Source organism: Bordetella genomosp. 5, assembly GCF_002261475.1.
Taxonomy (GTDB): Bacteria; Pseudomonadota; Gammaproteobacteria; order Burkholderiales; family Burkholderiaceae_B; genus Bordetella.
Genome location: NZ_NEVN01000005.1, coordinates 1 through 20,916, shown reverse-complemented (window position 1 = coordinate 20,916; position 20,916 = coordinate 1). Strand labels below are relative to the sequence as shown.

Here is a 20,916-nt window from a genome sequence, read left to right as displayed (position 1 = left end):
TGCTAGGAAGGAGTATCACATGGCCGGAACCATCACGTCCCTGGGCTCATCGGGTTTCCCCTTACAAGAAACCCTGGATAAGCTGCAGAAGGCTGAAGAACAGCGTTTGACGCTGATCTCGAACCAGCAGTCGAGTTACCAGACCAAAATCTCGGCCTACAGCAAGCTGCAAAGCTCGATCGAAGCGGTCCAGAAAGCCGCCGCCGCGATCGGCACTGACGCCCTGAATGCCGTGAAATCGACCGTGAGCGACGACAAGTCGATCACGGTGCGTACGGCTGCCGGCGCGGTTCCTGGCTCCTACAACATCAAGGTCAACAGCCTCGCCACCGCGCAGACGCTGCAATCGTCGGCGTTCGCCAGCCGTACCGACCAGATCGGCACCGGCGGCACGATCGAGCTCAAGCTCGGCGACGGCACGACCAAGAAGCTCGAGATCGGTTCGGACACGTCGCTCAACGGCATCGTGTCGGCCATCAACAAGTCGGACTCGCTGGGTCTGAGCGCCACGGTCATCAACGATGGCAATGGCAACAACTTCCTGATGATCACCAGCAAGACCGAAGGCACGAATGCCGCGGTCGCCGAGCTCAAGGTCACCGGCAACGACGCGCTGGCCGCCAAGCTGAACTTCGACAGTGCCGACCTGGCGAATTCCAAGCTGACGGTGCAGACCGAGGCCGCCAACGCCCAGCTCGAGATCAACGGCGTGGCCGTTACGAGCCAGACCAACACCGTGGACAAGGTCGTCGACAACGTCACCTTCGTGCTGAACAAGGTGCCGGATGCCGACGTGAAGGTCACCGTGACGGCGGACAACAGCGCCGCCGCGAGCGCCGTGGACGCCTTCGTCAAGGCCTACAACGCGCTGCAGACCACGATCTCGGATCTGACCAAGTTCGACGTGGGCGCCGAAACGCAGAGCGCCCTCACCGGCGACGGCACGACGCGTTCGATCCAGAACAGCATCGCCGGCGCGCTGCGTGTGGTGGCGGGCGAAGGCACGCTGCGCACGCTGAGCGCGATCGGCCTGACGACGGACGTCAAGACCGGTCAGATCACCGTCGACAAGACCAAGCTGGACAAGGCGCTGTCGGAGAATCCCGCCGACGTGCGCCGCATCTTGAGCGGCCCCGAAGGCCTGACCGAGAAGATGAAGGACGTGACCGAGACCATTCTGGGCTCGACCGGCGCCATCAAGACCCGCACGACCGGCCTGCAGGAAACGATCGACACCCTGAAGAAGCGCTATGACGCGACCAAGGCCTCGATCGCGCTGACCATGGAAGGCTATCGCGCCCAGTTCGTGAAACTGGACGCCATGGTCGTACAGATGAACGGCACCAGCTCCTACCTGCAGCAACAGTTCGCCAACATGACGAAGTCCAACAACTAACTTTCATCAATGACATACGCCGCACGCCGCCCCACCGGATCCTCTTCCGTCCGTTCGTACAGCGATATCGGCCTGGAAACCCAGGTCATGAGCGCCCCTCCGGAGCGACTCATTACGCTGCTGTACAACGGGGCGCGCGCGGCGATCGCGCAGGCCCGCATCCATATGGAAGCGGGCCGCACGGCCGAACGCGGCCAGGCCATCTCCAAGGCCGTGCGCATCGTGGACGAAGGTCTCAAGCTGGGCCTGAACATGGAGGCCGGCGGCGAGATCGCCGCCAACCTGTCCGAGCTCTACGACTTCATCATCCGTACCCTGCTCAAAGCCAATCTTCATGCGGACGCCGACCAGCTCGACATCGCCGACCGCCTGCTGACCGATCTCGCGCAGGCCTGGCAAACCGCCAACGACCAGCCTGCCGGCAACGCGCCTGCGTGATGCAAGCGTCATCTACACCGCCACGGCGCGATACGCGCGAGACATTTATGACGGCCCTAACGCAGCAAGCTCCGGTAATCGAGCTTTACCAGCACATCGCCACCGTGACCGGCGACATGCTGGCGGCGGCCCAGGACGGGGATTGGACCCGCGTCCTCGGCCTCGGTCACATGTACATCGACCTGGTCGAACGCCTGCGGCTCATCGAGCCGCGCCAACCGCTCGACGATTCGAGCCGGGCGCTCAAGCATGACCTGCTGGTCCGCATCCTCGAGAACGACGCCGCCGTGCGCGAACTCGCCATGCCGCAGCTGTCGCGCCTGGGTGATATGCTCGGCCGCATGAAACGTCAGCAATCCCTGCTCGCCACCTACGGCGCCAAGGCGACCGGCACATGAGCGTCGGCCCGCCCGCGCTAGGCAATGTCCTGGTTCAGCGTCTGGATGCCGTGCTCGGCACCAGCATGGCGGCGCACGCCAATTTGATTCCCGGCGCCCGTCCGGGCACCGTTCCGCAACCGGGCGAAGGCGTCCGCCCCGGCCAGGATGGCCGGCGCGGGCTCGATCAGCTCGGCGGCAAGGGCGGCCAGACCGCCGTCCTGGATGCCAAGACCGCCGCCGCGCTGGCCCTGGCCGCGCGCGGCACCGTCACCCGCAACGACACGACCTCGTCGGCGCCCACGACGCTGGGCTCGACCGCACGCACCATCCTGGCGCTGCTGGCGTCCTTCCCCGATCAGGCGCCCCCGATTCAGGGGCGCGCGCCGCTGTTCACGCCCCAGCCGCAGGCACAGGCGCCGGCCCAGCCGGGTGCCCCCGCGGCTCAGCCCGCGCCGGCCGCGCCGGCCCAGCCGACCGCGCAAGCCGCTCAGCCCGCCGCACAAACGGCGGCGCCGGCCGCGACGGCCGCGGCCACCGCGGCCGCCCTGCGCGGCACGCCGCAGCCGACCGGCGCGGCGCCGGCCCACGCGCATCAGGGCGCCGGACCGGTCCAGGCCTCGCATGCCGGCATTTCGCCGGCGCAGCTGGCCCAGACCCTGCGCCAGACCCTGGCCACGAGCGGGATCTTCTACGAATCGCACCTGACCGAGATGGTGTTCGGCAAGCGCACGCCGGCCGAACTGCGCAACGAGCCGCAGGCCAGCCTGCCGCAGGCGCGCGAGGTGGCGCAGAGCGCCGAAGGCCAGAAGGCCACGCAGGCGGCCCAGGCCGCGCGCAGCGCCACGCCGCTGCCGCCCGGCGCGCCCGATCTGCCCGACACCACGCAGTCGCTGCTGCCGCAGAACTCCGGCCTCAACCCCGACACCACCGCGCTGGTGCGTCAGCAGCTCGAAGCGCTGGCCAACCAGATGGTGAGCTGGCGCGGCGAGGCCTGGCCCGGCACGCCGATGGAATGGGAAGTCCAGCGCGACCCGTACGGCGAAGACCAGCCGGGCGATCCCGACGGCCACTGGTCGACGCGCCTGACGCTCGAACTGCCCCGTCTGGGCCAGGTCGAAGCGCGCATTTCGCTGGCGGGCTCGCAGCTCGTCCTCAATATCGTGGCGCCCCACGGCGCCGTCGAACTGAATCAGCAATCCGAACACCTGCGTCAGCGGTTGGGTTCGGCGGGCATCACGCTGTCGAACCTGTCGATCGACGCGATGCCGCCGCAGCTCATCATGCCGCCGGGCCTGTACCCGTTCTCGCCGCCGTTCCCGTTCTGATTTCCGCACCGTCATGATCCGCTATGCAGGCCCGCCGGCCGAGCCCTCCCCTCCTGGCCCGAACGACGGTCGCAACGCCGCCGTCGCCCTTTCCTACGACGAAGGGGACGATGCGCCGCGCGTCGTCGCCAAGGGCTACGGACAGCTGGCCGAGACCATCGTGCGCAACGCGCAGGAACACGGTCTGTACGTCCACGAATCGCCCGAACTGGTCGGCCTGCTGATGCAGGTCAACCTCGATTCGCACATCCCTCCGCAGCTTTACACGGCCGTGGCCGAACTGCTGGCCTGGCTATACCGCCTCGAGGCCCGCGAGGTTCCCGCCCTGCCCGTGCCGCCCGCACGCATCCCCTGAGCCCGCCGCCCGCATGGCTACCCTGACGCAGCCGCCCGCGCCGCTCGTGTATTACACCGAGCTGCTGCGGCGTTCCGACGAGATCCGTACGGCGCTGGGCGATCTCATGCATCCCGATACCGTGGCGCATGCCTGCGACGGCCAGGGCAATGAATGGCCCGTGCTGATCATGGGCACCGACTGTCAGACCAAGCTGCTGTTCTGGCGCCCGCTCGATCTGGCCGCGCTCGAAACGGCGGCCGGCGGCCGCGCGCTCATCGGCGGCACGCAGGCGGTCGAGTTGCGCGCGTTGCGACCCGACGGCTGCCGGGTCCAGCTGCATCTGGGACGGCCGCACGTGGTCCGCTTCGGCGATGACAGCGTGACGATGATTTCGGAATTTCCCGCGGAACTGCGGATAGACACGCCTTACGTGGCCGGCAACTGAGTGGGGCAAGGTCGGACCGCGTAGGTTGCGCCACGCAGGCTGGCCTTACAGGCCGTGCCTGGGGTCGAGCCGCACAGGCTGGGCCGCGCAGGTCGGGCCGCGCAGGCCGGGCCGCGCACCTTGCGCGCGCGGCGGGCGATACGCCGGCGGCCGCCGGCGCTCGCGTCAGATCGACATCGACGAGATTTCTTTGTAGGCCGCGACCAGGCGGTTACGAACCTGCAGCGTGGTCTGGAAGCCCAGGCTGGATTTCTGCAGATCGATCATCACGTCGTTGAGCGAGACGTTCGGGGCGCCCAGCTCGAACGCCTTGACCTGCGCGGTGGCGGCATTCTGCGCCGCCGACACACGCTTGACGGAGCGGGCCAGCTCGTCGGCGAAGCTCACCGCGCGGGTGGCATCGCCCGCCTTCGGGCTCAGATCGGAAGCCGACACGCCGCCGCTCTGCGCGGCACGCACGACGGCGCGCATCTGCGAGAGCATGTTTTCGATGCCGGACAGGCCAGAAACTGCCATTGTCACAATCCTTTCTGGGAATCAGGGTGAGTCTGGACGTAAGCGTACCGGCCTCGTGGCGCCTTCATAAAGCCTATAAACCGCCATTTATCCCGCCTGTTCGACCGTTGCCACGGTCGGACCCCGGCGCCTCGATACATAGGGGACAAATAACCCCGAAAACCCCCCGTTTTCATCGATTGGGATTGCGCGCCCCCCCGCCATAATCCAGCCTCCCCTAGCCGAAGCACGTTGCATGTGTAACTTGCCCTTTCCCATGTCGTCTGTATACCTGGACCGCGCTCGCGGGAGCCGCCGATGAATCAGCAGGCTACCCTGAGCTCCTCGCTCTTGGCCAAATTTCCCGCGCTCGAGAAAGTTCGTGCGCTCCCCAAACCCATGCTGCTTGGCATCGCGGCCGCGCTCGTCGCCGTGATCGTCGCGCTGACGATGTGGAGCCGGGAACCGGACTACAAGGTCCTTTTCTCCAATCTCGATGACCGCGACGGCGGCGCCATCGTGACCGCGCTCGGCCAGATGAACGTGCCCTATCGCTTCAGCGAGAACGGGACCGCGCTTCTGGTGCCGGCCAACCGGGTCTACGACACGCGCATGCAGCTCGCGGGCCAGGGCCTGCCGCGCGGCGGCTCGGTCGGCTTCGAGCTGATGGACAACACCCGCTTCGGCGCCAGCCAGTTTGCCGAACAGATCAACTACCAGCGCGGCCTCGAAGGCGAGCTGGCCCGTTCGATCGAAGCGATGCACACGGTGCAGAGCGCGCGTGTGCATCTGGCCATGCCGCGCCAGTCGCTGTTCGTGCGCGACCGCCAGCCGCCCACGGCGTCGGTGCTCATCAATGTGCACCCCGGCCGCAGCCTGAGCGACTCGCAAGTCTCGTCGATCTCCTGGCTGGTGGCCTCGAGCGTGCCCGAGCTGACCGCCGAGAACGTCTCCATCGTCGACCAGAACGGCCGCCTGCTCTCCTCGCCCACCGGCGAAGGCCGCGGCATGGACGCCGACCAGACGCGCTATATCCGCGACGTCGAGCAACGCACGGTCGAACGCATCCTCACCATCCTGAATCCGCTGGTCGGCCCGGGCAACGTGCATGCACAGGCCAGCGCCGAAGTCGACTTCGCGCGCCGCGAGGAAACCTCCGAGGTCTACCGCCCGAACCAGGACCCCAACCAGGCCGCGGTTCGCAGCAAGCAGACCAGCGATGCGCACCAGACCGGCGGCGCCGCCGCGATCGGCGTGCCGGGCGCGCTGTCGAACCAGCCCCCCGCCGCGACGCAGGCGCCGGTCGTCAATCCGCCCGCCCAGAACCCGCAGAATCCGCAGCAACAGCAACAGCAGCAACAGAACGCGCAAGGTCAGACCACGGGCACCAACGGCAACGCCGCCGCCCAGGCCGGCCCGGTCAACGACCGCCGCGACGCCACGATCAACTACGAAGTCGACCGCACGATCAGCCACACCAAGCAATCGGTGGGTCAGGTCAAGCGCCTGTCGGTGGCCGTGGTCGTGAACTACATGACGGACAAGGACGGCGAGCCGCAGGCCCTGCCGGAAGAAGAACTGACCAAGCTGACCAATCTGGTTCGCGAAGCCATGGGCTACTCCGAAGCCCGCGGCGACACGCTGAACGTGGTCAACAGCCAGTTCAACGATCAACCGCCGACGCTGCCGATCTGGCGCGATCCGGAAATGATCGCCCTGTTCAAGACCATCCTGGCATGGCTGATCGGCGCCGTGATCCTGCTGTGGCTGTACCGCAAGATCCGCCCGGCCGTCACCGACTACTTCTACCCGCAGGTCGACCCCGAGGAAGAAGAGCAGCGCCGTGTCGACGCCGAGCGCGAAGCCATCGCCGCCGCCCGCGCCAAGGAAGTGGACCGTTACGAAGACAACCTGCAACGCGCTCGCGACATGGCCACCAAGGATCCGCGCGCCGTTGCCATGGTTCTGCGTGCATGGATGACCAAAGATGAAAAATGACGCCTCCAAGCCGCTCGACGGCATGACCCGTAGCGCGGTGCTTCTGATGTCGCTGGGCGAGGACGCCGCCGCCGAGGTCTTCAAGTACCTGACCGCGCGCGAAGTCCAGCAGGTCGGTGGCGCCATGGCCGGCCTGAAGCAGGTCACCCGCGGCGACGTCGCGGTGGTGCTGGAAGAGTTCCGCCAGGAAGCCGACCAGTTCATGGCCGTCACGCTGGGTTCGGACGATTACATCCGCACCGTGCTGACCAAGGCGCTCGGCAGCGACCGCGCAGCCGGCCTGATCGAAGACATCCTGGAAGCGGGCGAAGGCGGCAGCGGCATCGACGCGCTGAACTGGCTCGATGCGCACACCGTGGCCGAACTCATCGGCGACGAACATCCGCAGATCATCGCGACGATTCTCGTGCACCTGGAGCGCGACCGCGCCGCCGGCGTGCTGGCCATGCTGACCGACCGCCTGCGCAACGACGTCATGCTGCGTATCGCCACCTTCGGCGGCGTGCAGCCTGCCGCCCTGTCGGAGCTGACCGAAGTGCTGAACTCCGTGCTGGCCGGCCAGGGCGCCAAGCGCAGCAAGATGGGCGGCGTGCGTACCGCGGCCGAGATCCTGAACATGATGAACTCGACCCAGGAAGAAGCCGTGGTCGAGAGCCTGCGCGAACGCGACGCCGATCTGGCGCAGAAGATCATCGACGAGATGTTCGTGTTCGACAACCTCATCGACGTCGAGGATCGCGGCATCCAGCTCATCCTCAAGGAAATCGACAACGACACCCTCATGGTCGCGCTCAAGGGCGCGCCCGAGGAGCTGCGCAACAAGTTCCTGCGCAACATGTCGAGCCGTGCCGCCGAGATGCTGCGCGAGGACCTGGAGACCCAGGGGCCCATCCGCATGTCGAAGGTGGAAGGCGAGCAGAAGAAGATCCTGCAGATCGCCCGCCGCCTGGCCGAGAGCGGCCAGATCACGCTGGGCAACCAAGGGGACGACGCGTATGTCTGATACGCCCGTGCTCGACACGAAGCCTCTGCCCCGCAGCGCCGCCTGGCGCCGCTGGCAGATGCTGTCGTTCGACGAGCCGGTTGCCGAGCCCGCGCCCGCCCCTGCCCCGCAGGTGGACCCGGGTCCGAGCCCGCAGGAGCTGCGCAAGCGCTGGCGCAACGAAGCCCGCGCCGAAGGTCTGGTGCAGGGCCGCGAACAGGGCCGTGCGGAAGGTCATCAGGAAGGCCTGGCCCAGGGCCAGGAAGAAGGCCGCGCCGCCGGTCACGCCGAGGGCTATGCCCAGGGCCTGGCCGAAGGCCGCCAGCAAGGTCTCGAAGAAGCGCAACGTCTGCGCGCGCTGGTCGAAGCCAGCGCCAGCTCGTTCGCCGAAGTCGAAGCCCGCATGGGCCAGAGCCTGCTGACGCTGGCACTGGACATCGCCGGTCAGATCCTGCGCACCACCCTGGCCGAACAGCCGGAGTCGATGCTGCCCGCGATCCGTGAAGTGCTGCATCTGAACCCGACCAACGGCGGCGTGATGCGCCTTTGGGTGCATCCCGACGACCTCGAACTGATCCGTCTGCACCTGGACGACGAACTGCGCGACGGCAACTGGCGCGTGCTCGCCGACGAATCCATCACGCGCGGCGGCTGCCGCGCCGAAACGCCTTACGGCGACATCGACGCCACGCTGCAGACGCGCTGGCGCCGGGTGGCCGCCTCGATCGGCCGCAGCGCGGCCTGGGAGGAAGGCGCGTGAGCCAGGCCGCCGCCGCTCCGGTCATCGATACGGGCGTGCCCGTCATCGACCGTTGGGAAACGCAGCTGCAGATCGGATCGATCCGCGCGGCGTCGACCGAGCCGCTGCTGGCCAGCGGCCGCATCACGCGCGCCACCGGCCTGGTGCTGCACGCCACCGGCCTGCGCCTGCCCGTCGGCGCCGCCTGCCGCATCGAAATCGCCCGCGGTCACGACCACTGGGCCGATGCCGAAGTGGTGGGCTTCGATGGCCACACGCTGTATCTGATGCCGCAGGCCGATATCTCCGGCCTGCCCCCGGGCGCGCGTGTCGTGCCCGCCGAACCCGCCGTTCAGCGTGCCGTGCCGCTGCCGCGCAAGGCCGAACTGAACGGTAATGCCAAGCCGCAGCTGGGCCGCCACCTGCCGGTCGGCAACGCCATGCTGGGCCGCGTGGTCGACGGCGCCGGCCGCCCGCTGGACGGGCTGGGTCCGCTGACCTCGACCGAAGCCGCGCCCCTGTCGGCGCAACCGATCAATCCGCTCTCGCGCGCCCCGATCGACTCGGTGCTGGACGTGGGCGTGCGCGCCATCAACGGCATGCTGACCGTCGGCCGCGGCCAGCGGATGGGCCTGTTCGCCGGCTCCGGCGTCGGTAAGTCGGTGCTGCTGGGCATGATGGCCCGCTATACCCGCGCGGACGTGATCGTCGTCGGCCTGATCGGCGAACGTGGCCGCGAAGTGAAGGAATTCATCGAGCACAACCTCGGCCCCGAAGGCCTGGCGCGCTCGGTGGTGGTGGCCGCGCCCGCCGACGTGTCGGCGCTGCTGCGCCTGCAGGGCGCCGCGTACGCCACCCGCCTGGCCGAGCACTTCCGCGACCAGGGCCTGGACGTGCTGCTGATCATGGACTCGCTGACCCGCTACGCCATGGCGCAGCGCGAGATCGCGCTGGCCATCGGCGAGCCGCCCGCGACCAAGGGCTATCCGCCGTCCGTGTTCGCCAAGCTGCCCGCGCTCGTCGAGCGTACCGGCATGGGCGCGCCCGGCCCGAACGGCAAGGCCGGTTCGATCACCGCTTTCTATACCGTGCTGGCCGAGGGCGATGACCAGCAGGACCCGATCGCCGACTCGGCGCGCGCGATTCTCGACGGCCACATCGTGCTGTCGCGCACGCTCGCCGAACAGGGCCACTACCCCGCGATCGACATCGAAGCATCGATCTCGCGCGCCATGACTTCGCTGATCACGCCCGAGCAGTTCGGCCTGGTCCGCCGCTTCAAACAAGTGCTGTCGCGCTACCAGCGCAACCGCGACCTGATCTCCGTTGGCGCGTACGTCGCCGGCGCCGATCCTCAGCTCGACGATGCCATCGCGCGCTACCCGCGCCTGGAAGCGTTCCTGCAGCAGAACATCGAGGAAAACGTCGGCTACGACGACGCGATCCATCAGTTGAGCGCCACCTTCGAGACGAGGAACGCATATGCCTAGCCAACTCCCCCTGGACCTGCTGATCGGGCTGGCCAAGGATGCGACCGACGATGCGGCCCGCGCGCTGGGCAAGATCAGCGCCGAACGCAACAACGCGGAGCGCCAGCTGCAGATGCTGCACGATTACCGCGGCGACTATCTCGAGCGGCTGTCGCAGGCGATGCAGAGCGGCATGTCGGCCTCGGATTGCCACAACTATCAACGCTTCATCGGCACGCTCGACGATGCCATCAGCCAGCAAGCGAATGTGCTGAAGGACATCGAACAGCAGTTGTTGGCCAGCCGCCTCGCCTGGCAGGCCGAGAAGCGCAAGCTCAGCTCATTCGACACGCTCGCCCAGCGCCGCGATCAGGCGCGCCAGGTGGTCGAGAACCGCCGCGAACAGCGTGTCACCGACGAATTCTCTGCCCGCCTGGTCCAGCACCGCGCGGGCATGCATTGATACCGGATACCCGAAGGAACGCCGCCATGACGACCTCCGCCCTCCCCCTGCCCGCCCTCGCGATCGCGCCGGTACAGGCGCCCGCGTCCGCGCCGGCCCCGGCCCCCTCGGCCGCGGAAAAGAGCGGTCCGAGCTTCTCGCAAGTGCTCGCGCGCCAGAAAGACAGCGGCGCCGACAGCTCGGCCAAGGACAAGCCGCAAGGCAACGACAAGAACGCGACCGCGCCGTCCGGCAGTCAGGACGGCGCCGCCAAGCCCGCCAGCGGCTCGGAACCGACCGCCAAGGTCGACGCACCGGCCGGCACCGACGCGGGCGGCGATGACGCCGCCCAGGATCAGGCGCAGACGCAGGCCCAGGCCGAACTGGCCGCCCAGGCCGCGCTGCTGGCTCAGCTCGTGAATCAGGCCCCCGTGCCGGTGACCGCGCCGGCCCAGGCCGAAGCCGCGCCCGCCGCGGCCCTGTCGCTGCCGCAGCAGGCGCTGCAGATCGCCGCCGGCGTGGCCGATGTGCAGGCCCGCGTGGCCGCGGCCAACGCGCCGGCGGCCCCCGCCGTCGTCGCCGCGCAAACCCAGGCCGACGCACCGGCCCTGCCCCTCGTGGCTGGCGCCGACGCGCCCGTCGACGCGCCGTTGACGCGCGAGGCCGCCGCGCAGAAGCCGCTCGCGGCCGCGCCCGAGCTGCCGCTCGCCGCGGCACAGCCGCGCGCGGAGCTCGCCGCGCAACCCGCCGTGGCCCGTGCGACGCTGCCCGCCCAGCCGGCGCCCGTGCAGCCCGAGCTGCTGCCCGTGGCCCAGGCGGTCGCCGTCGAGCAGCCCGTGCTCCAGCACACGCCCGACGCGCCGCCGGCCCACGTGGCCGACCTGGCCAACGCGCTCCAGGCCGCCGTGCAGCAACCGCTGCATGCCGCCATGGCCCGCCCGGCCGTGGCCACCCCCGTCATCGATCCGATGGCCGTCTCGCTGAGCGTCAACACGCCGGTCGGCGCGACGCAGTGGGGCCAGGACCTGGGCCGCCAGATGATCACCATCACGCAAGCCGCCGGCCGTCTGCCGCAGACGGCCGACCTGCGCCTCGACCCTCCCGATCTGGGCCCGCTGCGCGTCACCATCTCGGTGACCGACGGCGTGGCCAGCGCGAGCTTCGTGTCCGCGCATGCCGCGGTCCGCACCGCCGTCGAATCGTCGATGGCCCAACTCCAGCAGGCGCTGGCCCAGTCGGGCATCTCGCTCGGCCAGACCAGCGTGAGCGACCAGGGCAACCAGCAGGCATTCGATATGCAAGGCCAGGGCCAGGGTCAGCGTCAGGGTGGTCAGCAGCAGGCCGGCAATGAAGCCGACGGCGCTGCCACGACGGTGGAAGTCGCGTTGCCCACGCGCAACAGCAATGCCTTGGTCGATACCTTCGCCTGAGGCCGCAGCGCAACGCAGCAATAGCCTGAGATACCCCGCTTTCGCCCTGTTTATCGGCTGCAAGGCGAGCGGGCAATTCCGGCAGAATGCTTGAATTCCATACGAACCTTTTTATTCAGCCGCAACCACGCATCGAATCAGAGATGGCCACTTCAAAAACCGCTCCCATGCCGTCGCGCAGCACCTTGCCCAAGGGCAAAGGCGGCGCGGGCGCCCTTCTTCGCCCCCTTCTGGCGCTGTTGGTATTGCTGATCGTGGCGGGCGCCAGCGTGGCCGTAACGTGGTACCTGACCACCCGCAACATCCAGCAGAACGCCGCTCAGGTGCAGCTGGGCGTGGGTCAGGGCGGCGCCGCCGGCGCGCCGGGTGCGCCTGGCGCCCCGGGCACCCCGGTCCAGGCCACGTTCGTGCCGCCGCCGACCACGCCGCCCGTCGTACCCGCCCCGATCTTCATTCCGCTGGAAGCCTTCACGGTCACGCTGCAAAGCCCCGAGACCGAGCGCATCCTGCACGTGGGCCTGACCCTGCGCGTGAGCGACGACCAGACCCGCCAGCGCATCGAAAAGTACATGCCCGAGGTGCGCAGCCGCATTCTGATGACGCTGTCGGCGCAATCGCCCCAGGCCGTGCAGACCGCGCAAGGCAAGAACGATCTGGCCGCGGCCATCGCCCAGACCGTCAATCGTCCCTTCTCTCCCCTGCCTGATGGGCAGTACGTCACCGACGTGTTGTTCACGGCGTTCGTGGTGCAATAAGCATGGCCTACGAGGCATTTCTTTCGCAGGATGAGGTCGATGCGCTGCTGGCTGGCGTCACCGGCGAGAGCGATGAGAGTAAATCCACCGCCAGCGTCCCGGATGGCACGCGGCCTTACGATCTCAGTTCGCCGGACCGCGTGGTGCGCCGGCGGATGCAGACGCTGGAGCTGATCAACGAGCGCTTCGCCCGCAATATGCGGCACGTGCTGTTGAACTTCATGCGCCGCAACGCCGACATCACGGTCGGATCGATCCGCATCATCAAGTACGCGGATTTCGAACGCAACCTGCCCGTGCCGTCGAATCTGAACATGATTCAGATGAAGCCGCTGCGGGGCACCGCGCTGTTCACCTACGATCCCAACCTGGTGTTCCTGGTGATCGACAGCCTGTTCGGCGGGGATGGTCGCTACCACACCCGCGTGGAAGGCCGCGACTTCACCACGACCGAGCAGCGCATCATCCGCCGCCTGCTGAACCTGACCCTCGAGAGCTACGGCAAATCGTGGGATCCGGTGTACCCGATCGAGTTCGAGTACGTGCGCTCGGAGATGCACACGAAGTTCGCCAGCATCACCGGCGACAACGAAGTCGTGGTCGTCTCGTCGTTCCATATCGAGTTCGGCGCCACCGGCGGCGATCTGAACATCTGCCTGCCCTACTCGATGATCGAACCGGTGCGCGACCTGCTCACGCGGCCGCTGCAGGACACCGCGCTCGAGGAAGTCGATCAGCGCTGGTCGCATCAGCTCTCGCGTCAGGTGCGCAGCGCCGACGTGGACCTGATCGCCGAGTTCGCGCGCGTGCACTCGAGCATCGGCGAACTGATGCGCCTGAAGGTCGGCGACATCCTGCCGGTCGAAGTGCCCGACAACATCACCGCCCACGTGGACGGCGTGCCCATCATGGAATGTGGCTACGGCGTGCACAACGGGCAGTACGCGCTGCGCGTACAGAACATGCTCAATTACGAAGAATCCGATCTCAACGAGGCCCCCGACCATGACTGATACGAACGAGCGGCCCGATCCGACCGGTACCGGCACGCCCGCCTCCGCGGCCGATGACTGGGCCGACGCGCTCGCCGAACAATCCCGCACGCCGCCGACCCAGGCCGATGGCCTGAAGCAGGAAGACGACTGGGCCAGCGCGATGGCCGAACAGGCCGCCGTGCCCGAAGCGCCGGCCGCCGCCGCGCCCGCGCCCGCCAAGCCGGCGGCGCAGCCCGCCGCCCAGTCCGTGTTCAAGCCGCTGGCCAGCAAGGAAACCGTGAGCGGCGCCGACATCGACCTCATCATGGACGTGCCCGTCCAGCTGACGGTGGAACTCGGCCGCACGCGCCTGACCATCAAGAACCTGCTGCAACTCGGCCAGGGTTCGGTGGTCGAGCTCGACGGTCTGGCCGGTGAGCCGATGGATATTTTCGTGAACGGCTACCTGATCGCTCAGGGCGAAGTCGTGGTGGTGGAAGACAAGTACGGCATCCGTCTGACCGACATCATCACCCCGTCCGAACGCATCAACCGCTTGAATAACCGGCGCTGAGCATGGAAGACGGTGCCGTCATGCGTGTGATCGTGGGCCTCGCACTGGTCGTGGCCGCGATCCTGCTCATGGGCTGGCTGGCGCGCCGCGCCGGCCTGGTCCAGCGCGGTGGCGGCAACCTGCTGCGTCAGGTCGCCAGCATGCCCGTGGCGCCGCGTCAGAGTGTCGTGGTGATCGAAGTGGAAAACACCTGGCTGGTGCTCGGTGTCACGCCCAACCAGATCACCACCCTGCATACCCTGCCGGCGGGCGAACTGCCCGCCGCGCAACCCATCGCCGGCGCAACCGCCAGCGCATTCGCCCAGAAACTCGGCCAGGCGCTCAAGCGGCGCTGACCCGGGTCGGCCGCCATGTTTTCGTTTCGCCCCTCCGCTCGCCGCTCATCCATGACTGTCTCTTCCGGCACCACGCATATGCGCCGTCTCGGCGCCTGGCTGGCCGCACGGCCCGGCTTGCGGGGCGCGCTCGGCCTGGGCGCGCTGCTGGCACTGGCCGGCTGGCCCGCGGGCGTGATCGCCCAGGCCACCCTGCCCGCCCTGACCACGACGCCGGGCCCCGGCGGCTCGGAGACCTACTCGCTCAGCATGCAGACCTTGCTGCTGATGACGTCGCTGTCGTTCCTGCCGGCCGCCCTGCTGATGATGACGGGCTTCACCCGCATCATCATCGTGCTCGGCCTGCTGCGCAGCGCGATGGGCACGGCGATGTCGCCGCCCAACCAGGTGCTGGTGGGCCTGGCGCTGTTCCTGACGTTCTACACGATGTCGCCGGTGTTCGACCGCATCTACAACGAGGCCTACCAGCCACTGACGGCCGGCAGCATCACGTTCGAGACGGCGGTGGAACGCGCCGCCGCGCCGATGCACACGTTCATGTTGCACCAGACGCGCGAGAACGATCTGACGCTGTTCGCCAACATGGCGAATATTCCGGCAATCGAGGATCCGTCGCAGGTGCCGATGCGCGTGCTGATCCCGGCCTTCATCACCAGCGAACTCAAGACGGCGTTCCAGATCGGCTTCACGATCTTCATCCCGTTCCTGATCATCGACCTGGTCGTGGCCAGCGTGCTGATGGCGCTGGGTATGATGATGGTGCCGCCGGTCACCGTATCGCTGCCGTTCAAGCTGATGCTGTTCGTGCTGGCCGACGGCTGGCACCTGTTGCTGGGCTCGCTGGCCCAGAGTTTCTACCAATAGCCCGCCGGGTGATGCCATGACCGCCGAAGCCGTAATGACCCTGATCTACCAGGCGATGAAAGTCGCGCTGGCCATGGCCGCGCCGCTGCTGCTCGTCATGCTGGTGGTGGGTCTGGTGATCAGCATCTTTCAGGCCGCCACGCAGATCAACGAAATGACGCTGTCGTTCATCCCCAAGCTGTTGGCGATGTGCGGCGTGCTGGTGCTGCTGGGCCCCTGGCTCATGGGCCTGATGGTCGATTACATCCGCCAGTTGATCGGGGGGATCCCGATGCTGGTGTACTGAACCGGCGGACAGGGCTAGGGCTGTGTTCCAGTTCACCGACGCACAGCTCAACTTCTGGCTGTCGCAGTTCCTGTGGCCGTTCGTCCGCATCCTCGCGGTGATCGGCGCGTCGCCCTTCTTCTCCGAATCCTCCGTTCCGTTCAAGGTCAAGATCGGCCTGAGCTTTGCCATCACCGTCGCGCTCGCGCCGACGCTCGGCCCCTTCCCCACCATCCCGCCCGGCTCCTGGGAAGGCCTGATGGTGCTGGTGCAGCAGGTGATGATCGGTCTGGGCATGGCGCTGGTGATCCGCGTCGTATTCGCCGCGGTGCAGACGGCCGGCGAATACATCGGCCTGCAGATGGGTCTTTCGTTCGCCTCGTTCTTCGACCCCGGCACCGGCGCGAACACCGCCGTCCTGGCGCGCTTCCTGAACGTCATGGCGCTGCTGGTCTTCATGGCGCTCGACGGCCACCTGCTCATGCTGGCCGGACTGGTCAAGAGCTTCGAGCTGCTGCCGATCCAGGTCATGTCGCTCGATCGCAACGGCTGGGGCATCCTGACCGAGTGGGGCGGCACCGTCTTCGTGTCGGGCCTGCTGTTCTCGCTGCCGCTGGTGTGCGCGCTGCTGACCCTCAACCTCGCGATGGGCATCCTGAACCGGGCCGCGCAGCAGCTCACCGTGTTCGCGGTCGGCTTCCCGATCATGCTGACGGTGGGCCTGGTGCTGCTGACCGTGAGCCTGCCGCATTCCCTGCCCTTCCTCGAAAACCTGTTCGAGCGAGGCTTTCTCACGATGAGCGACGTGCTGAACGGTCTGGCCGGCCGCTAGCGCGCCGGCCTCGCGCACGAGGCCGGCCCCTCTCGCCTAGACGCGCTCTTCGCCCAGACGGAACACCTGCACGGTCTCGCGCAGCGCCATCGACTGCGCGCCCAGCTGCTGCACCGTGGCGCCCAACTGCTGCACCAGCCCGGAGTTCTGCTGAGTCATGCCGTCCATCTCGGCCACGGCCTGTTCGACCTGCTCGATGCCGCTGGCCTGCTGGCTCGAAGCCACCGAGATCTCGCCGATGATGTCGGTCACGCGGCGCACGGCGGCTTCGATGTCGTGCATCGTGACACCGGCCGCCTCGGCCTGCGCCGAGCCTTCGCTCACGCGCTGCACCGAATCCTCGATCAGATCCTTGATCTCGCGCGCGGCCTGGGCGCTCTTCTGCGCGAGGCTGCGCACCTCGCCCGCCACCACGGCGAAGCCCTTGCCGGTCTCGCCCGCGCGCGCGGCTTCGACCGCGGCGTTCAGGGCCAGGATGTTGGTCTGGAAGGCGATGCCCTCGATGATCGTCACGATCTCGGCGATCTTGCGCGAGCTGCCGGAGATGCCGTGCATGGTGTGCACCACCTGATCCACCGCCGCCCCGCCCTTGCGCGCCACCTCCATGCTGCTGGCGGCCAGCTCGTTGGCCTGGCGGGCGTGGTCGGCGTTCTGCCGCACGGTGGAGGTGAGCTCCTGCATGCTCGCCGCGGTGCTCTGCAACGACGCACCCTGGTCCTCGGTGCGCGAGGAGAGTTCCTGATTGCCGCGCGCGATGCCGAGCGCTGCGTGCGAGGTGCCCTCGATGCCGCGATGAACATCGCTGGCGATGCCGATCAGGCTCTTGCGCATCACGTCGAGCGAGAACGCCAGATTGCCGACCTCGCCTTCTTCGTCGGCATAGACCTGCGAAGTGAGATTGCCCGCGGCCACCTGGCGCGCCATGTCGGCGGCGTCGCGCATGGGCGAGAGCACGGCACGGGTCAGCCAGGTGCCCATGGCCGCGATCAGTGCGACGCCGGCGGTCACGCCCGCCACGCCCAGCGACGCCTGCGCGGTCGACAGCGTGTCCCAGCGTTCGGCCAGCATCCAGCCGGCCGTCACGCCGAACAGGCCCGCCGACACCAGGATGAAACGCAGCAATTGCGGTCGCACGCCGGGCTTGAACGGGAAGGCCAGCACGCGCAGCGCGCGGCGCCAGCCCGTGCGCACCGCGCGCCCGCCTTCGATGCGCCAGCCGCGTGCCGTGCCTTCGCGCATCTGCGCATAGAGCTCGGCGGCCTGCTCGATCTGCTCGTCGCTGGGCTTGACGCGGACCGACGAGTACGCCGTCACCACGCCGTTTTCGAAGATCGGGGTGGCATTGGCCAGCACCCAGTAATAGCCGCCGTCCTTGCGGCGGTTCTTGACCACGCCGAGCCAGGATTCGCCGGCCTGCAGCGTGCGCCAGAGGTCTTCATAGGCCTCCGGCGGCATGTCGGGATGACGCACGATGTTGTGCGCCTTGCCGATCAGCTCGTCGCGCTCGAAACCGCTGACCTCGACGAAGGCCGGATTGGCATAGGTGATGCGGCCCTTGGTGTCCGTACGAGAAATCAGATACTGATCATCGCGCAGCCGGGTCTCGACATCGTAAACGGGTGAATTGACGCGCACTCCTGTCTCCTTGATTGACACAGCACAGCTTGTAATGGGATACGCCGCACCACATGCAGCACGTGGCGCGGCGTCTCGGGTACGTGGCCCGAACAGCTTGTAGGTAGGGGAAAGGCCTCGAGGCCATCCGGTCGCCGGATGGCCTCACCCGCGGCACCGTGCCGCGGGCAGATCAGGCTCAGGTCTGTGCGACCATCGGCGCGTTGTAGCCGCCGGCGAGTTGCTGGGCGGAGACGTCGATGACTTCGCCCGCATTGATCTTGAAGACCGACACCGCTTCGGCCAGGCGCTCGGCCTGGTCCTGCAGCGAGCCCGCGGCCGCGGCGGCTTCTTCCACCAGTGCCGCGTTCTGCTGCGTGACTTCGTCCATCTGCGCCACGGCGCGATTGACCTGGTCGATGCCGCTGGACTGTTCTTCGGACGCGGCCGAGATCTCGCCCATGATGTCGGTCACGCGCTTCACCGAGGCCACGATCTCTTGCATCGTGTTGCCGGCGCGCTCGACCTGCTGCGAGCCCGTGCCCACCTTGGACACGGAATCTTCGATCAGGACCTTGATCTCCTTGGCGGCCTGCGCGCTGCGCTGCGCCAGCGAGCGCACTTCGCCCGCCACCACCGCGAAACCCTTGCCCTGTTCGCCGGCACGCGCGGCTTCCACCGCGGCGTTCAGCGCCAGGATGTTGGTCTGGAACGCGATGCCGTCGATCACCGACACGATCTCGCTGATCTTGCGCGAGCTGCCCGAGATGGCTTCCATGGTGTGCACCACTTCCGACACCGCGGAACCGCCACGCTCGGCCACGTCCGACGCGCTCGCGGCCAGCTGATTGGCCTGGCGTGCGTTGTCGGCGTTCTGCTTGACGGTCGAGGCGAGCTCTTCCATCGAGGCGGCGGTCTCTTCGAGCGAGGCGGCCTGCTGCTCCGTGCGCGACGACAGGTCGGTGTTGCCCGCCGAAATTTCCTGGGCGCCCACGTTGATCTCGTCCACGCCACGGCGCACCTGCGACACCGTGCGCGTCAGGCTCTCCTGCATGCGCTTGAGCGCGGCGAACAGCTGACCGATCTCATTGCTGTTGCGCACGTCGACACGCTGGGTCAGGTCGCCGGCGGCGATGCGGTCGAAGTGCTGGCCCGCCTCGATCAGCGGACGCACCACCAGACGGCCGAACACCATGCGCGCCACGATCATCAGGATCAGGGCCAGCACGACGGCGGCGGCCACGGCGATCAGCGCGCGGTCGAAGTTGGTGCGCGCGGAGTCGATGGTCGCCTGCTGCTCGGACTCGATGTACTTCGAGAACTCGCCGATCGCGTCGATGAACGCGGCGCTACGCGGCGTGCCGTATTCGTTGTTGACCATGTAGAACGTGGAATAGTCTTCGCTGCGCAGCGCTTCGACCATCGTGTCCACGCCGTCGTCGATGTACGAACGATAGCGGCGGACCAGGTTCATGGAGAGTTGGCGACCCTTGTCGTCTTCCAGCATGTTCTTCTGGAAGTCGGCGAAGCGGGCACGCACGCCGGTCAGCAGATCGGTGGCTTCCTTCAGCGTCTTGGTGGCGGCGGCGCCGGAATTCTCGCCCGAGCCCCAGCCCGATTCCTGCAGGTGACGCGCGGCCACCATCAGGGCCACGCGAGCGCGCAGCATGTCGCTGTTGATGATTTCCACTTCCTTGGCACGGCCGGTCAGGTCATTGACCCGTTGCACCGACTCGTAGTTCTGCTGCAGGAAGAACGCCGCCATCACGCCGACGGCGGCGATCAACACGGCGAAGAAGCTCATGACCCACAACAGCAGCGTACCGACATGCGCATTGCGCAAGGAAAAGGAGCGCTTTTGTTTCTGCTTGGGTGCGCGGGCGCGTTTTTTGGACTTGGCTGTCTTTGCGCCTGATTCGAAACTCGTTTCCATATTTCCCCGTCCTTCAGGATATTCCAACTCTAGTGAGACATGCCATCAGCAAGGGTGCGGCCTTCCTGGTGGCTTCTGGCACCGACCGGTGGGGCGGACAACCCGCCTCGCCGGCCTTCGCGCATCATTCAGCGCGGGTACGGTAGCGATACCCGGTCATCGGGTCCGCGCGGGCGGCGGCACCGTAATCGTGATCACCTCGACTTCTGGCTGCGCCGTCTGCTCGATCACGATCGGCGCAGGCGGCGGCGGGCCCAGCAACTTCTGCCGCTCCCAGGGCTCGAGCAGGATGTTGGTGCTGTCGACCAGACGCACCAGGCGGCCGTCGGGACCAAACTCCAGCCACGCTTCCTTGCGGCTGTAGAGCCCATCGGTCACGAACGTGATCTTGTGCTGCCACAGCACGAGGGCGCTGCCGTCGCGTCGGGCGTACACCGTGGCGGGCTGCGCATTCAGGGCGCGCGCCGCGTCGGGCAAGGTGGACTGGCCGGGCGTCAGCGTGGACAGCTTGCCGGGGTCGAAGTTGTGACCGGTTGCGGCGCAACCCGCCAGCAGCCCGATCGCCACTGTCCAGGACATCAAATGCTTTACGACTCGCATGACACTCCATCCGGCCCGAAGGCCAAAACCATGTTCGACCGGCGGCTCGCGCCGCCGGCACTCAGAAAGACTCCCAGTCGTCATCCGCGGGCGCGCGCCGCGACGGCGCGTGCGAGCCATTCAGGCCGTTGGGTTTGACTGGGGCTGCGCCGGCGCGCGGCACGGCCGCGGCACGGGCCGTTCTCGACGCCGTAGCGGCCGGCTTGGCGGCGGCCGGCCTGGGCGCGGCTGACCGGGACGCGGCCGGCTGCGGCGCGGCAGGCCGCGTCGCGGCCGACGCCCTGCGGGGCGCGG

24 protein-coding genes are annotated in these 20,916 nt (G+C 67.7%); 19 read left to right on the top strand and 5 right to left on the bottom strand.

Translation table 11 applies throughout. The annotated features are described in order from the left end of the window. Positions 1–19: 19 nt before the first annotated feature. Genes fliD through CEK29_RS10180 form a run of 6 tightly spaced genes read left to right on the top strand, consistent with a single transcriptional unit; the run spans position 20 to position 4,321 of the window. Entirely contained in the window at positions 20–1,396 is a 1,377-nt protein-coding gene (fliD, locus tag CEK29_RS10205; protein ID WP_094858023.1) for a flagellar filament capping protein FliD, read from the top strand. Positions 1,397–1,405: 9 nt separating this feature from the next. Beyond that, a complete protein-coding gene (gene fliS, locus CEK29_RS10200) occupies positions 1,406–1,834 on the top strand; it encodes a flagellar export chaperone FliS (protein ID WP_094799515.1) in 429 nt (142 codons plus the stop codon). A gap of 47 nt (positions 1,835–1,881) precedes the next feature. Next, on the top strand, positions 1,882–2,232 hold the full coding sequence (locus CEK29_RS10195) for a flagellar protein FliT (protein WP_094799514.1): 351 nt from the start codon (positions 1,882–1,884) through the stop codon (positions 2,230–2,232). After that, entirely contained in the window at positions 2,229–3,539 is a 1,311-nt protein-coding gene (gene fliK, locus CEK29_RS10190) for a flagellar hook-length control protein FliK (RefSeq protein ID WP_094858022.1), read from the top strand. The genes CEK29_RS10195 and fliK overlap by 4 nt, the downstream gene beginning before the upstream one ends. Positions 3,540–3,552: 13 nt before the next feature. Continuing rightward, positions 3,553–3,894 carry an EscU/YscU/HrcU family type III secretion system export apparatus switch protein gene (locus tag CEK29_RS10185; RefSeq protein WP_094799512.1) on the top strand — a complete coding sequence of 114 codons (342 nt, stop codon included), beginning with the start codon at positions 3,553–3,555 and terminating at the stop codon, positions 3,892–3,894. Positions 3,895–3,907: 13 nt separating this feature from the next. Next, entirely contained in the window at positions 3,908–4,321 is a 414-nt protein-coding gene (locus CEK29_RS10180; protein ID WP_094858021.1) for a hypothetical protein, read from the top strand. Between the two features lie 165 nt (positions 4,322–4,486). Here CEK29_RS10180 and fliE read toward each other — a convergent pair whose 3' ends face one another. Continuing rightward, positions 4,487–4,837, bottom strand: coding sequence for a flagellar hook-basal body complex protein FliE (gene fliE / locus CEK29_RS10175; protein ID WP_094799510.1), 351 nt, complete (start codon positions 4,835–4,837; stop codon positions 4,487–4,489). Positions 4,838–5,134: 297 nt separating this feature from the next. Here fliE and fliF point away from each other — a divergent pair, with 297 nt between their 5' ends. From fliF to fliR, 13 genes are all read left to right on the top strand, one after another. Further along, positions 5,135–6,814 carry a flagellar basal-body MS-ring/collar protein FliF gene (gene fliF / locus CEK29_RS10170; RefSeq protein WP_094799509.1) on the top strand — a complete coding sequence of 560 codons (1,680 nt, stop codon included), beginning with the start codon at positions 5,135–5,137 and terminating at the stop codon, positions 6,812–6,814. Continuing rightward, a complete protein-coding gene (fliG, locus tag CEK29_RS10165; RefSeq protein ID WP_094799508.1) occupies positions 6,804–7,817 on the top strand; it encodes a flagellar motor switch protein FliG in 1,014 nt (337 codons plus the stop codon). Before fliF ends, fliG begins: the two co-directional genes overlap by 11 nt. After that, positions 7,810–8,556 (top strand): flagellar assembly protein FliH, encoded by a 747-nt coding sequence (fliH, locus tag CEK29_RS10160; RefSeq protein ID WP_094858020.1) that lies wholly within the window; start codon positions 7,810–7,812, stop codon positions 8,554–8,556. The genes fliG and fliH overlap by 8 nt, the downstream gene beginning before the upstream one ends. Positions 8,557–8,591: 35 nt before the next feature. Continuing rightward, positions 8,592–10,025: a flagellar protein export ATPase FliI gene (gene fliI / locus CEK29_RS10155; protein WP_094799594.1), complete on the top strand. Its 1,434-nt coding sequence runs from the start codon at positions 8,592–8,594 to the stop codon at positions 10,023–10,025. Next, positions 10,018–10,467: a flagellar export protein FliJ gene (fliJ, locus tag CEK29_RS10150; protein ID WP_094858019.1), complete on the top strand. Its 450-nt coding sequence runs from the start codon at positions 10,018–10,020 to the stop codon at positions 10,465–10,467. Before fliI ends, fliJ begins: the two co-directional genes overlap by 8 nt. Before the next feature lie 26 nt (positions 10,468–10,493). Then, a complete protein-coding gene (locus tag CEK29_RS10145) occupies positions 10,494–11,876 on the top strand; it encodes a flagellar hook-length control protein FliK (protein WP_094858018.1) in 1,383 nt (460 codons plus the stop codon). Between the two features lie 143 nt (positions 11,877–12,019). Further along, entirely contained in the window at positions 12,020–12,631 is a 612-nt protein-coding gene (gene fliL, locus CEK29_RS10140) for a flagellar basal body-associated protein FliL (RefSeq protein WP_176456877.1), read from the top strand. Between the two features lie 2 nt (positions 12,632–12,633). Further along, on the top strand, positions 12,634–13,644 hold the full coding sequence (gene fliM, locus CEK29_RS10135; RefSeq protein ID WP_094799503.1) for a flagellar motor switch protein FliM: 1,011 nt from the start codon (positions 12,634–12,636) through the stop codon (positions 13,642–13,644). Next, entirely contained in the window at positions 13,637–14,179 is a 543-nt protein-coding gene (fliN, locus tag CEK29_RS10130) for a flagellar motor switch protein FliN (RefSeq protein ID WP_094799502.1), read from the top strand. Before fliM ends, fliN begins: the two co-directional genes overlap by 8 nt. A 2-nt stretch (positions 14,180–14,181) precedes the next feature. After that, on the top strand, positions 14,182–14,514 hold the full coding sequence (fliO, locus tag CEK29_RS10125; RefSeq protein ID WP_094799501.1) for a flagellar biosynthetic protein FliO: 333 nt from the start codon (positions 14,182–14,184) through the stop codon (positions 14,512–14,514). Between the two features lie 51 nt (positions 14,515–14,565). Continuing rightward, positions 14,566–15,378, top strand: coding sequence for a flagellar type III secretion system pore protein FliP (fliP, locus tag CEK29_RS10120; protein ID WP_432759230.1), 813 nt, complete (start codon positions 14,566–14,568; stop codon positions 15,376–15,378). A 16-nt stretch (positions 15,379–15,394) separates the two neighbouring features. After that, a complete protein-coding gene (gene fliQ / locus CEK29_RS10115) occupies positions 15,395–15,664 on the top strand; it encodes a flagellar biosynthesis protein FliQ (protein ID WP_094799499.1) in 270 nt (89 codons plus the stop codon). Between the two features lie 22 nt (positions 15,665–15,686). Continuing rightward, the gene (gene fliR / locus CEK29_RS10110) at positions 15,687–16,475 is read left to right on the top strand and encodes a flagellar biosynthetic protein FliR (protein WP_094799498.1); all 789 of its coding nucleotides are present in this window, start codon (positions 15,687–15,689) and stop codon (positions 16,473–16,475) included. Positions 16,476–16,511: 36 nt separating this feature from the next. Here fliR and CEK29_RS10105 read toward each other — a convergent pair whose 3' ends face one another. The 4 genes from CEK29_RS10105 to CEK29_RS23995 all read right to left on the bottom strand — a co-directional run. Then, complete coding sequence (locus CEK29_RS10105) at positions 16,512–18,110, bottom strand: methyl-accepting chemotaxis protein (protein WP_094799497.1); 1,599 nt, start codon at positions 18,108–18,110, stop codon at positions 16,512–16,514. Between the two features lie 178 nt (positions 18,111–18,288). Beyond that, positions 18,289–20,022, bottom strand: a complete 1,734-nt coding sequence (locus CEK29_RS10100) for a methyl-accepting chemotaxis protein (RefSeq protein ID WP_094799496.1) — start codon at positions 20,020–20,022, stop codon at positions 18,289–18,291. 156 nt (positions 20,023–20,178) lie between these two features. Further along, positions 20,179–20,622 carry a hypothetical protein gene (locus tag CEK29_RS10095; RefSeq protein ID WP_094799495.1) on the bottom strand — a complete coding sequence of 148 codons (444 nt, stop codon included), beginning with the start codon at positions 20,620–20,622 and terminating at the stop codon, positions 20,179–20,181. Between the two features lie 80 nt (positions 20,623–20,702). After that, the coding region (locus CEK29_RS23995; protein WP_217903873.1) for a hypothetical protein at positions 20,703–20,916 on the bottom strand (214 nt) is incomplete at its 5' end.

Excerpts from the sequence above, each read along its gene's own strand:
- fliP (WP_432759230.1), top strand. The coding sequence starts at position 14,566 with ATGACTGTCTCTTCCGGCACCACGCATATGCGCCGTCTCGGCGCCTGG.
- fliN (WP_094799502.1), top strand. The coding sequence starts at position 13,637 with ATGACTGATACGAACGAGCGGCCCGATCCGACCGGTACCGGCACGCCC.
- CEK29_RS10195 (WP_094799514.1), top strand. The coding sequence starts at position 1,882 with ATGACGGCCCTAACGCAGCAAGCTCCGGTAATCGAGCTTTACCAGCAC.
- CEK29_RS10145 (WP_094858018.1), top strand. The coding sequence starts at position 10,494 with ATGACGACCTCCGCCCTCCCCCTGCCCGCCCTCGCGATCGCGCCGGTA.
- fliS (WP_094799515.1), top strand. The coding sequence starts at position 1,406 with ATGACATACGCCGCACGCCGCCCCACCGGATCCTCTTCCGTCCGTTCG.
- fliQ (WP_094799499.1), top strand. The coding sequence starts at position 15,395 with ATGACCGCCGAAGCCGTAATGACCCTGATCTACCAGGCGATGAAAGTC.
- fliF (WP_094799509.1), top strand. The coding sequence starts at position 5,135 with ATGAATCAGCAGGCTACCCTGAGCTCCTCGCTCTTGGCCAAATTTCCC.
- CEK29_RS10185 (WP_094799512.1), top strand. The coding sequence starts at position 3,553 with ATGATCCGCTATGCAGGCCCGCCGGCCGAGCCCTCCCCTCCTGGCCCG.
- CEK29_RS10100 (WP_094799496.1), bottom strand. The coding sequence starts at position 20,022 with ATGGAAACGAGTTTCGAATCAGGCGCAAAGACAGCCAAGTCCAAAAAA.
- fliD (WP_094858023.1), top strand. The coding sequence starts at position 20 with ATGGCCGGAACCATCACGTCCCTGGGCTCATCGGGTTTCCCCTTACAA.
- fliG (WP_094799508.1), top strand. The coding sequence starts at position 6,804 with ATGAAAAATGACGCCTCCAAGCCGCTCGACGGCATGACCCGTAGCGCG.
- fliK (WP_094858022.1), top strand. The coding sequence starts at position 2,229 with ATGAGCGTCGGCCCGCCCGCGCTAGGCAATGTCCTGGTTCAGCGTCTG.
- fliE (WP_094799510.1), bottom strand. The coding sequence starts at position 4,837 with ATGGCAGTTTCTGGCCTGTCCGGCATCGAAAACATGCTCTCGCAGATG.
- fliM (WP_094799503.1), top strand. The coding sequence starts at position 12,634 with ATGGCCTACGAGGCATTTCTTTCGCAGGATGAGGTCGATGCGCTGCTG.
- fliO (WP_094799501.1), top strand. The coding sequence starts at position 14,182 with ATGGAAGACGGTGCCGTCATGCGTGTGATCGTGGGCCTCGCACTGGTC.
- CEK29_RS10095 (WP_094799495.1), bottom strand. The coding sequence starts at position 20,622 with ATGCGAGTCGTAAAGCATTTGATGTCCTGGACAGTGGCGATCGGGCTG.
- CEK29_RS10180 (WP_094858021.1), top strand. The coding sequence starts at position 3,908 with ATGGCTACCCTGACGCAGCCGCCCGCGCCGCTCGTGTATTACACCGAG.
- fliL (WP_176456877.1), top strand. The coding sequence starts at position 12,020 with ATGGCCACTTCAAAAACCGCTCCCATGCCGTCGCGCAGCACCTTGCCC.
- fliH (WP_094858020.1), top strand. The coding sequence starts at position 7,810 with ATGTCTGATACGCCCGTGCTCGACACGAAGCCTCTGCCCCGCAGCGCC.
- fliJ (WP_094858019.1), top strand. The coding sequence starts at position 10,018 with ATGCCTAGCCAACTCCCCCTGGACCTGCTGATCGGGCTGGCCAAGGAT.